The following is a 12,176-nucleotide window of genomic DNA, read 5'->3' as shown; positions in this document are numbered from 1 at the left end:
AATAAAACTATTCAGTCAAGCAATAAGTGTCGCACTCTTGCTTAAATGCAAAAATACGACACTTCAATATGCATTATTTTATAATCACTGATCCAAGAAATCACGCAATGTTTGAGAACGAGAAGGATGGCGCAACTTAGCCATAGTCTTAGATTCAATTTGACGAATACGCTCACGAGTTACACCATAAACACGCCCAATATCATCCAAAGTCTTAGGCTGTCCATCTTCCAAACCATAACGCATCTTAATAACGCCAGCTTCGCGAGGAGATAGCGTTTCAAGAACTTGTCTGAATTGTTCTTGCAAAAGTGAGAATGCAACAGCATCAGATGGAGCAATAGCATCAGTGTCTTCAATTAAATCACCGAATTCAGAATCACCATCTTCACCCAAAGGAGTATGCAAAGATATAGGCTCACGTCCATACTTTTGCACTTCTTGTACCTTTTCTACAGGCATATCAAGCTCTCTAGCTAGCTCATCAGGCGTAGGCTCGCGACCTAAATCTTGAAGCATTTGACGTTGAACACGCGAAAGTTTGTTAATCACTTCAACCATATGCACTGGAACTCGAATAGTTCGAGCCTGATCAGCCATTGCACGCGTAATTGCCTGACGAATCCACCATGTAGCATAAGTAGAAAACTTAAAGCCCTTTTTCCAATCGAATTTTTCAACTGCTCTAATTAAGCCAAGATTGCCTTCCTGAATCAAATCAAGAAAAAGCATGCCTCTACCTGTATAACGCTTAGCAAGAGAAACAACTAATCGTAAGTTTGCTTCCAAAAGATGATCTTTAGCTTTTTTACCATCAGCAGCAGCCCATTTTAATTCACGCTTACGCTTAAACTCCATTTGATCAATTTGAGTATCAAGTAAATGCTGAGCATATAATCCAGCTTCAATGCGCTCTGAAAGATCAACTTCTTGTTCAGCATTTAACAAGCTAACGCGACCAATTTGTTTCAAATAATCTTTAACAGGATCAGCAGTAGCACCAGTCGCAATAACTCGACGCTTTGGATTTCCAGGAGTAGAAGTTAATGTGTCGTCATCGTCATCATCGCTAACAACAAAAGCACCTTTAGCTTGAGGAACTACAGGCTCTTCGGATTTTGTATTTTCATCAGATTCTTCTACATCATCAATATCTGAATCTTCATCAAAATCTTGATCCACATCATCAACATCAAGACCATCAACATCGTCAATTGAATCAACATCATCAAGATCATCATGATGAAGATCATCAATATCATCGTGGTGAAGATCGTCAAGATCATCTAAATGCATATCTAAATCATGCTCATCAACATCGTCAATTGAATCAACATCATCAAGATTGCTCTCAGAGGAATCTAATGAATCTGATTCATCTATATCATTTTCAGATTTCATAAATTCATCATTGTCACTTTCATCATAAGACTCATCAGATTTCTTTTGCGAGCGCGAAGATGCAAGTTTTTTTGAAGACGAACGAGCACTACTTTTACGAGTACCATTAGTTCTACGAGCTTTTGTTGACTTACTTTCTTCACTAGCAAGTTCATCAATTTCTAATTCTTCACTCGTCAACTATTCCTCCTGATAGAACCCTTACTGCACTAATAATTGCATATAGGCATAGATATAGCAAGGTCAAATTTTTGCGTCTTGTAAGTTAATCACATTGCAAAGACAAACTAAAACACAAATAAAATGCAAAATAATTAGCTAATAACAACACGCTCCCAATTTTCAATCAGACTTTATATACGACTAGTCAAACACAAACCTTTATCTTTATCGTATTCTTTTAACCACGGTGCCTCTACGCCATTCCTATATGCAGATTGAACAATTCTTGCCATAGAACAATCTGAACATACGCTTAAAGCAAGATTAGTGTAATACTCTACATTACCGAATCTAAACCACCAACTTAAATAAGCAATCAATGCATAAATATGAGTTGTAAACTCTCGCGCATCTCGCATAATATAAGCCATTGCAGTTAAAGTATCAATAACATTTGAAACCATAAGCATATCGGGCTTGTGAGTATATCTAATAAATTTATCTTCCAAACACTTATGAAGATATTCAGAAACACTTTTTGTATGAGGTTCAAAAGCTACAGCGCATAAACTATCATAGTCATACCATTCGTGATAACAATCTAAAATAGCGATTAGCATTGCATCACGAACATTTATATTACTATTCATAGCCAAAGCTAAATTTATAAAATCAACTCCTAATAATCCATTATTCAAACTCGTTTTTTCGCCATCACATTTGTTAATTGATTCAATGGATTCAATAGATTCATAATATTTAGTTTCATAGTTACTTTTGTAAGAAAAAGTATTGTACCATCTGTGCAAAGCTTGATTCGCATATACTTTATTTGCAATACTTTTATTGAATCTATTAGCAAAACTATTGTATTTTTCTATACAACTACCTACTTTTGATCGTATAGATTCAATCCAATTAGAATCTTCATCATGATTTTTAGATATATAAGACAAATCAAATAATCGAGATAAAGAATCATCAATAATATTCTCTTTTATAGGATGATCACTTAATAAGTCAATTTTCCCAATTGTATCAATATCGTCTACAGCCAAAATCCCCATAACTCCCCCAATATTTAATAATCAACTAAATCAACTCAATAATTCATTTATTATTAAGTTTTGTAAAAGAAGTTTCTCAAGAAATTTTCAATGTAGCAATAAAAAATTGCGATTGTGGTCAGAAGTTCATTCAGAAGTTCATAAAACTTGTGCGCATAGAGGTTCGCGCATACAATCTCGTGAATACAATCTCGTGAATACAATCTCGTGAATACAATCTCGTTTACACACATACAGTTTCACTTGAACGCATACTATTTACAACTAACAAGCTCTACGCTAAATCAACCAATAAAACAGACACACAGAAATACATTCTCGACTGGAATAATGTCGAAACAATGTGTATAACTTCATACTATGGATATTGATGCGGAACTTAAACAAATAGAACAACGTATTTGCACACTCACATCAGAACAATTTGAAATGCCTGCATGCCAAAATCTACATTCCTCATGCAAAGACACTATGGAAACAGTAGTAAATCAAGCTTTAACTTCTAGCAAAGGCGGCAAACGCTTAAGAGCATTATTGTCGCTATTATCATATGATGCAGCAAATTCAACGATTTCCTCTAATAAAGGTTCTAGCGAAAGTTCTAGCGAAAGTTCTAGCGAAAGTTCTAGCGAAAGTTCAAAAGAAAATTTCAATCGCGCATCAATGATTGACTTAGCTTGTGCTATTGAAGTTTTTCAAACAGCAGCTTTAATACACGATGATATTATTGACGAATCCTCTTTAAGACGAGGCATACCAAGTGCATATTGCGCATTTTCTAAAGTCTATAACAATTTACGTATAGGCACTGGCTTAGGAATTATGTTAGGCGATTTGTTAGCAGCAGAAAGCTTTAACATAGCTGGCAATTGCGCAAAAAATCTTAAAAATACTCAAGAACTTCTTCTAACATTTTCAGATACTCAACGAAGCGTGTGCGTAGGGCAAGTACTAGATATATCTATTGAAATGATGGACTTAGATAATACTGAACTTCTTGCACAATCTTCTCTTAACGTATTTAAATGGAAGACTGCTAGTTACACAACGATATCTCCTATAAAATTAGGTTTCCTTTCTGCAGGATTAGACCCTAAACTCGCAAACGATCTAGCTTATTCAATTGGAGAACCTTTAGGAATCGCATTCCAATTAGCAGATGATTTATTAGACGTAGTTTCAGATCCTAAACATACTGGTAAACCAGTTGGAGGAGATATACGAGAAGGAAAACGTGCAACTCTTCTTGCAGACGCACTTCAAAATAGCAATGAAAAAGATAAAGCTTATTTGAAGAAAGCATACACTAAAAAGCATAGAAGCAGCGGAGATGTGAAGAGAATTATAGATATTTTCTATAAAAGCGGAGCAATCGAAAAATCAAAGAAACGCATTAAGGATCTTTGGGAACAATCTCAACAAGCTCTTCAAAATAGCGAATTAAGCGAAGAAGCTAAAAATATTATGCAATCAATTATTGAACGTTTTATTCCAGAACAGTGGAGAATATAATACTAAAACTTTAATTCTCTACCTACATGCCTGTACACTCGTAAATAGTGAAGTATGATTCGCATATAAGGATTTGCAACAATGAGTGACGCGAAACAAGTACAAAAAGGTATGCGTATTGAAAACAGATATCGCATAGTGCGAAAAATAGCTGAAGGCGGCATGGCCACAGTGTATCAAGCACAAGACGAACGACTTGGCAGACCTGTTGCGATTAAAATAATGCATACACAATTAGCTCAAGGCGTGCACAGAGAGCAATTTATAGCCAGATTCCGCAGAGAAGCTACGTCCGCAGCACAGATTGCTAACCCTCATATTGTACAAGTCTATGACACAGGCGAATTTGAAGGACTTGACTATTTAGTTATGGAATATGTTCATGGCGTTAATTTGCGCTATGAAATGAATATGCACGGAACTTTTAGCGTAAAAGATACTCTTCGTTTACTTGCGCAAACTCTTGATGGATTAGCTTCAGCTCATATTGCCGGTGTTGTACACAGAGATATTAAACCAGAAAACATACTTATAAACGATCGCGGAAATGTTCAAATCACAGATTTTGGATTAGCTAGGGCTATTTCTCAAGCAACATTATCTTCTACTGGATTGCTTTTAGGAACAGCTGCTTACTTGGCACCAGAGATGATTGAAAAAAATCTTGCAACACCACAAGGCGATTTATATTCAGCAGGAACTATGGCATGGGAAATGTTAGCAGGAAAAGTGCCTTTTACAGCAGATAACCCTGTTACGCTAGTTTTTAAGCATGTCCACGAAGATACTCCTTCTATTACAACAGTTTGTACTGGAATAAATATTAAAGTTGCAAAATTCTTAGAAAAACTTACATCTCGAGATATGAATTTAAGACCTGATAATGCTTCTGAAGCGTTAGCTGAATTACGAACTATAAGTAAAGAGCTTACATCAAAAGATTGGTCATACCGTTTTAAAGAATCTGAAATTCAAAGCGAAGATGTATTAGATGATTCAACTATGCTTATAAATAGCCGCAAATTAGATAATCTAAAGATTTCTAATGAAAACGAAGTTGAAGATGCAAATGAAGAAGATACTAGTTATACGCATCAAAATACTATAGAAAATCCGTCTAATAGCGAAGAAACTAGCGAATTAAACGAAAAAACCGCTAAAGACAGCGCAAACGAAACTAGCGAATCTGAAAATATTATTAACTTACCAGATTTTCTTGATAATGATATTAGAAGCGTAAACGATGACGATATTCCATTACCACCATCTAAAAAATCTAATGAACTTAATGAACATAATGAACTTAATCAAGATAAAAGCTACGATATTGCAGAATCCGAAAATAATTTAATTAGCAAAGATAATACACAAGCGAAAAATAGTTCAACCAATAATATCACTCAAGCAATGCCTTGGCGTAGCGCAAAAACTAGTGATGTAGATTACAACTATAATAATGATCCATTAGAAGATTTTAATGATAGTAATCTTCCAACTATTGCATTAGAAAAATCTAAAATATACAGCAACTCTTCTAAAACGAAAGAAACACAAGGCAAAACATCTCGTAAAAAAGTAATATTTATTGCTATTACAATTTTAGCTTCAATATTTATAGTAGCATGCGCAATAATTTGGTATTTCTATGGACCAAATAGTTATTGGACTTTGCCAAAACCAGATGACTTATCTTGTTCCAGAACAAAAACGTGCAAAATAGCTGATATCAAGTGGGAAAATTATGAGCGTACTCTTAAAGTCGCTGGAATACCTTACAAAGTTGAATTAGAATACAGCGATGACATTGATTCAGGAAACGTAATATCAACAACACCTGATCTCGTAGGAAGTCATATAAATAAACACAATCACGAATACGCGAAAATCATTGTTTCTCGCGGCATTAAACAAGCAACTATTCCTATTGACATACTTTCTTCTAAGTCTAATAAACCTATAGAAATATTACGTAAAGCTGGATTCACAAATATTATTCATAGGGATATTCTCGATATGTATTCTTTGGATGTTCCAAAAGGTGAGATTATTGACGTTTCACCACAAGCTGGAACAACAACAGATCACAATAAACCTGTAACAGTGATACTTTCTAAAGGCCCTATGCCAGTTGAAATGCCAGATATAGTAAACAAAAGTAAAGATAATGCTCAACAGTTATTAAATGACTTAAAACTGAATGCAACATATAGCGAAGAATATAGCGATACTGTTAGCAAAGGAAACGTTATAAGTGCGTCTAAGCCTAAAGGAGAAAAACTCCATTGGGGCGATTCTGTTTCAATTGTTATTTCAAAAGGACCTCAAACTGTAATCATGCCTGACGTACGAGGGAAAAATAAAGATGAAGCTCGTAAGATTTTGGAAGATTTAGGATTACAAGTGAAGATTTCAGCTCCTCTTGGAGATTTTACGCATGTTGTTCGTCTTCAATCTACTAGCCCTGGCAAAGAAGTACGTCTAAAAGATAATAGCGGCAATGCAACTGTTATTACACTTACAGTAGTATGAGCATACGCTATTATTTTTACTGCTTTTCGCTGTTGTTTCAGTGTTTTGTAATATGTTGGAGTTACATCTTATACAAATCACATAGGTTTGTTATTAACAATAACAAGTAAACTAATAGAATGCGCTGATTAGTTGCACTTCTTTTCTTCATTCATACGCTGTTTAACAGTTTGAGCATATTCGTCAACATATTCTTGACCGCTCATAGATGCAATAGAACGAGTAATAGCGTCAGTAATTTCACGCAAGCGTTCACGCGTAATTTCTTCATCACTTGTCACACGCTCAACATGAATTGGCTCACCATAAATTGCTTGAGTCTTTCCAGATAAAGGTATAACAGTACCTTTAGGTTGCAATTGCCTAGTTCCAATAATAGCGACAGGAATGATAGGACATCCTGTTTCTAACGCAAGACGAGCAGCTCCAGTATGACCTTTATATAAACGTCCATCAGGGCTTCTAGTGCCTTCCACGTGAATACCAAAAAGCTGACCTTTTTCGAGTATAGCGCGCGCATGTTTTAATGCACTTTCAGAACGAGCTCCACCTGAACGATCAACAGGAAACACTCCAACAGAAGTAAACCACCACTTCTTAAAACGACCTTTCAAGCCTTTGCCTTCAAAGTATTCTGCTTTGCCCATAAAATGTATCATTCTAGGACAAGTTAAAGGTAATAAGGCATCATCGATAACAGCAAGATGGTTAGCTGCAATAATAGCGCCACCTTTCTTTGGAATATTTTCAACGCCTTTTACACTCGGATGAATCCTCATACGAGCTATAAATCCCAACCCTTTTACAAAAAACCAATAAAGCATGCGAAATCCTTTCTTAGCATAACGCATAATATTTAATCTCTTATACGTACGCTATCAAGCAGACTTGATACAGTATAACTCATGACATCATCTAAGAATACCAACTCCCCTCACCTTGAAAATAACAAAAACAGCAATAATAATTCAAATGATTTTCAAGATGACTGGTCTAGTTTTATATCGGAACATTCACAAGATTTTAACGACATAGAGAAATCTAAAAGCGCAAAAGAATTTGAAAAGCACGCAAAGCGAGAAGATAAACGCAATATTAAAAGGAAGGAGGAAGAGGCGAGAAAAAATGCGATAAGAAATTTAAGAATTGAAAGAGAAATATTTTTATCTCACGGACCTAGAGATAATATACGTTCAAGCTGGCTTGACGTTGACGATACAATGGAAGAATATTCAGATGACTTCGTTGCGCCAAATCCGCATTTCAAAAATATTCGTAAAAGCGTAGTCATATTATGGCTCGTATTACTCGTAGGAATTGCTGGAATTATAACAAGTGCTTTTATTCCAATCATCGCTTCTATTGCAGCAACAATAAGCATAGTTTTTATAATCATTGCAGGAGTTGGATTATTGATGATTCGTAAAGATAGACACGATAACAATGATTATAGCGATTATGGAAATGGAGCACGAGTCTAATAGATAAAACGAACTCAAAATTATTTATTGGTAGATAAACAGATACAGATATAGATAGATATAAATAAATAAATAAACAAACAGATAGATAAACAAACAGATAAATAGATAAACAAACAAACAGATAGATAAACAAACAAAAATGTGGAGAAAAGCAATAAAGCTAATCTCCACATTTCATTTTATTTTATTAAATTTTGAATTATCAAACGAAGTATAACAAATGTAATATTATTCTTCTACTTCATTCTGACCATGGCATAACTTGTACTTTCGTCCAGAACCACATGGGCATTCATCATTCTTGTTAGTTCCAGGGAAGGTACGTCCATCAGACCATGGAGTCTTCCACTCTTCAGCTTTTGGACGCATGCTGGATGGAACTTCGCCTTCAGCATGGCTCAAAGGTGCAGGTCCAACAACTCCAACAGCTTGATCTTCTGCTTCAACTTCAGAAGAAACATCAGCAATATCGTCATCAATTTCAGAATCGTCATCGTAATCACTAGATGCAATCTGATCAATGTCAATATGGAATAGCAATTGGATAGATTCTTCCTTAATGGCTTCAATCATGGAATTGTACATCTGATACCCTTCACGCTGATATTCAACCAGTGGATCTCTCTGACCCATACCGCGAAGACCGATGCCATCTTTAAGATAATCCATCTCATAAAGATGTTCACGCCACTTCTGATCAAGCACAGATAACACTACTCTACGCTCAAGCTGACGAAGACCTTCTTCACCTAGACGATCTTCTAACTTGCCATAAGCTTCCTCAGCGCAATCAACGATAATATCACGCAAAGCTATAACAGCCTTCTCGCCTTTAAGCTTAGAGATACTACCGCAAACATCATCCCAATCAAGCTCCACAGGCATAACCATTTCAAGAGCTGATTGCAAACCATCATAGTCCCAATTTTCTGGCTTATCAGATCCATTATTAGCACCACGAACATAGCTTTCAACAGTATCTGAAATGAACTTCAAGATATCACTATGAATATCTTCACCCTTGAGAACCATTTGACGCTCAGAATAAATAACAGTACGCTGCTTATTCATAACATCGTCATACTTCAAAACGTTCTTGCGCATTTCAAAGTTACGAGCTTCAACAGACTTTTGTGCTGTACGAACGCCGTTAGACACATACTTAGACTCGATTGGCTCACCTTCTGGCAATCCTTTTGCCATAACACGAGCAACAAGCTGAGTGTTAAACAAACGCATCAAGTCATCTTCCAAGCTCAAGTAGAAACGTGACTCTCCTGGATCGCCCTGACGACCAGAACGGCCTCTAAGCTGATTATCAATACGGCGAGATTCATGGCGTTCAGTGCCAAGAACATACAAGCCACCAAGTTTCTTAACTTCTTCGTGCTCATCCTTAACTTGTTCTTTAACTTCTGCCAAAACACCAGGCCAACGCTTCTCATACTCATCAGGAGTATCGTCTGGGGAATATCCTTCAGCTTTCAACTTTGCATCAGCAAGGAACTCAACATTACCGCCGAGCATAATATCAGTACCACGGCCTGCCATATTAGTAGCAACTGTTACAGCACCTTTACGACCTGCAACAGCAACAACAGCAGCTTCTTTAGCGTTTTGCTTAGCGTTCAAAACCTGATGAGGAATACGAGCAACATCAAGCAAAGAAGAAACTATTTCAGATGATTCTACTGATGCTGTACCAAGAAGAACAGGCTGACCTTTAGAGTGACGAATTGCAACGTCACGAACAATAGCAGCAAGCTTTTCTTTCTTAGTGCGGAAGATCAAATCATCTTTATCCATACGAATTACAGGACGATTAGAAGGAATTGGCAACACGCCTAACTTGTATGTACCCATAAATTCTGCAGCTTCAGTTTCTGCAGTACCAGTCATACCTGCAAGTTTATCGTACATACGGAAGTAATTTTGCAAAGTAATTGTTGCAAAAGTCTGATTTTCTGCCTTAACTTCCACATCTTCTTTAGCTTCAATAGCTTGATGCAAGCCTTCGCTATATCTACGTCCTGGAAGAACACGACCAGTATGTTCATCAACAATTAAAACTTCACCATTCGTTACAACATAATCACGATCGCGAAGGAACAATTCTTTAGCTTTCAAAGCATTATTCAAGTAACCAACAAGTGCTGTATTACTTGGCTCATAAAGATTATCAATTCCTAGATAATCTTCAATCTTTTCAATGCCTGAATCGAGAATACCAGCAGTCTTCTTCTTTTCATCAATCTCGTAATCTTTGTCACGATCCAACTTCAAAACAAGTTTTGCAAACTCGCGATACCAACGAGTTACATCTCCTTCAGCAGGACCTGAAATAATCAAAGGAGTACGAGCTTCATCTATGAGAATAGAATCAACCTCATCAACGATTGCATAATGATGACCACGCTGAACAAGCTCACTCTTTTCCCAAGCCATGTTGTCACGCAAATAATCGAAACCAAACTCATTATTAGTTCCATAAGTAATGTCAGCATTATATTGCTTACGGCGCTCAGGAGGCTGCTGATCTGTAATAATACATCCAACACTCATACCAAGGAATCTGTAAATACGTCCCATTAACTCACTTTGATAACTAGCAAGATAATCGTTGACTGTAACAACGTGTACGCCTTTACCTTCTAAAGCGTTCAAATAGCTTGGTAAAGTAGCGACCAAAGTCTTACCTTCACCAGTTTTCATTTCTGCAATATTTCCCCAATGCAATGCAGCTCCACCCATAAGCTGCACGTCAAAATGGCGTTGACCAAGGGTACGTTTAGAAACTTCTCGCACTGTAGCGAAAGCTTCAGGCATAAGTTCATCCAGCGATTCACCATTGTCTACACGCTGCTTAAACTTGGCAGTTTGCCCCTTCAATTCTTCATCTGAAAGCGCAGAAATATTTTCTTCCAACGCATTCACAGCCTTCGCCACATTCTCAAGGCGCTTCAACTGACGGCCTTCACCCATGCGCAAGGCTTTGTCGACGATATCTACCACGTTTCACTCCCTTAGGTCGTGTCTATGCAGACGCCTTAGCCAGCATAGACGAAACTGAGCCTATATTACGCGACAGCTGGGATTTTTAAAAACTCAAGCGCGTTATTTAAAGACTCATTCGCACGAATAAACGACGATTCCCACTTAATAATATGTAATGCCCACTAAGTTTACACCTAGTGGGCATATTGTTCATATCCATTTGCCGCAATTCTTTTAAATCGCGATTTTTATTTTAAAATCTCGTCTTTTATCACTTATTAACATTCTCAGGAGTATCAATCTCAAATACTCCATAACTCCAACCATGTCTACGGTATACAACCGATGGACGCATGGTTTCCTTATTAACAAACAGGAAGAAATCGTGACCTATAAGCTCCATTTCATACAAAGCTTCATCGATACTCATAGGTTCAGCAATATGAAGCTTACGGCGAATCACAATAGGAGTATTTCCTACACTCACTTCAACAGATTCACCAGGACCAAGATCAGATGCAACAGCAGCATCAGCGCTATTGTTATCGTTCTCTTCGATTTCTGATTCTTCATCTAATTCATCTTCAACAGATGGAGTAACTACACCTAAATCAACTGGAGCCATTTGAGTGTATCCACGACGATGATCCTTACGGCGATCACGAGTACGGCGTAAACGTAACGTCAACTTATCAAGCGCCATATCCAAAGCACTGTATTGATCAGTACTCGCTGCCTCAGCACGAATAACTGTACTTCCAGCAACAACTGTAATCTCTACTCGTTTTGCTGTATCTGCTTGCCGTGGATTACCCTCATGCGAAACAACGATTTGTACTCGCTGCGCATCCGGAGCAATGGCGGTCACACGACTCATCTTGCTTTCCACAACGTCACGGAACTTTGGCTTAATCTGTGTATGACGTCCGGTTATGACGATTTCCATGCGAACCTCCTAAACTAACACGAGCTTTAAACTCGACTTGTATGCAAATCGACAGCCTCGATGCTATCGATGTAACCCATT

The 12,176-nt window shown here is 37.1% G+C and carries 8 protein-coding genes; 3 read left to right on the top strand and 5 right to left on the bottom strand.

Going from position 1 to position 12,176, the window contains the following annotated elements; translation table 11 throughout:
* Positions 1–84 precede the first annotated feature (84 nt).
* Together Q0X59_RS04125 and Q0X59_RS04120 are read right to left on the bottom strand one after the other, a co-directional pair.
* The gene (locus Q0X59_RS04125) at positions 85–1,581 is read right to left on the bottom strand and encodes an RNA polymerase sigma factor (RefSeq protein WP_296156516.1); all 1,497 of its coding nucleotides are present in this window, start codon (positions 1,579–1,581) and stop codon (positions 85–87) included.
* Between the two features lie 173 nt (positions 1,582–1,754).
* Entirely contained in the window at positions 1,755–2,630 is an 876-nt protein-coding gene (locus Q0X59_RS04120) for a hypothetical protein (protein WP_075523379.1), read from the bottom strand.
* 360 nt (positions 2,631–2,990) lie between these two features.
* Here Q0X59_RS04120 and Q0X59_RS04115 point away from each other — a divergent pair, with 360 nt between their 5' ends.
* Both Q0X59_RS04115 and Q0X59_RS04110 read left to right on the top strand, forming a co-directional pair.
* Positions 2,991–4,142, top strand: coding sequence for a polyprenyl synthetase family protein (locus Q0X59_RS04115; RefSeq protein ID WP_297643359.1), 1,152 nt, complete (start codon positions 2,991–2,993; stop codon positions 4,140–4,142).
* An 81-nt stretch (positions 4,143–4,223) separates the two neighbouring features.
* Positions 4,224–6,671: a Stk1 family PASTA domain-containing Ser/Thr kinase gene (locus tag Q0X59_RS04110; protein WP_297643356.1), complete on the top strand. Its 2,448-nt coding sequence runs from the start codon at positions 4,224–4,226 to the stop codon at positions 6,669–6,671.
* 128 nt (positions 6,672–6,799) lie between these two features.
* Here the strand turns inward: Q0X59_RS04110 and Q0X59_RS04105 are convergent, their stop codons facing one another.
* Positions 6,800–7,495 carry a lysophospholipid acyltransferase family protein gene (locus Q0X59_RS04105; protein WP_075523463.1) on the bottom strand — a complete coding sequence of 232 codons (696 nt, stop codon included), beginning with the start codon at positions 7,493–7,495 and terminating at the stop codon, positions 6,800–6,802.
* Positions 7,496–7,576: 81 nt separating this feature from the next.
* Here Q0X59_RS04105 and Q0X59_RS04100 point away from each other — a divergent pair, with 81 nt between their 5' ends.
* Positions 7,577–8,152 carry a hypothetical protein gene (locus tag Q0X59_RS04100; protein ID WP_075523382.1) on the top strand — a complete coding sequence of 192 codons (576 nt, stop codon included), beginning with the start codon at positions 7,577–7,579 and terminating at the stop codon, positions 8,150–8,152.
* 231 nt (positions 8,153–8,383) lie between these two features.
* On the opposite strand, the gene secA is transcribed toward Q0X59_RS04100, so the two are convergent.
* Entirely contained in the window at positions 8,384–11,167 is a 2,784-nt protein-coding gene (gene secA, locus Q0X59_RS04095) for a preprotein translocase subunit SecA (RefSeq protein WP_075523383.1), read from the bottom strand.
* Positions 11,168–11,420: 253 nt separating this feature from the next.
* Positions 11,421–12,095: a ribosome-associated translation inhibitor RaiA gene (gene raiA / locus Q0X59_RS04090; protein WP_075523384.1), complete on the bottom strand. Its 675-nt coding sequence runs from the start codon at positions 12,093–12,095 to the stop codon at positions 11,421–11,423.
* Between the last annotated feature and the right edge of the window lie 81 nt (positions 12,096–12,176).

Source organism: uncultured Gardnerella sp. (assembly GCF_947280595.1).
GTDB lineage: Bacteria > Actinomycetota > Actinomycetes > Actinomycetales > Bifidobacteriaceae > Bifidobacterium > Bifidobacterium vaginale_A.
Note: the sequence above shows the minus strand (reverse complement) of the source record. Positions and strands in the feature narration are given on the sequence as shown.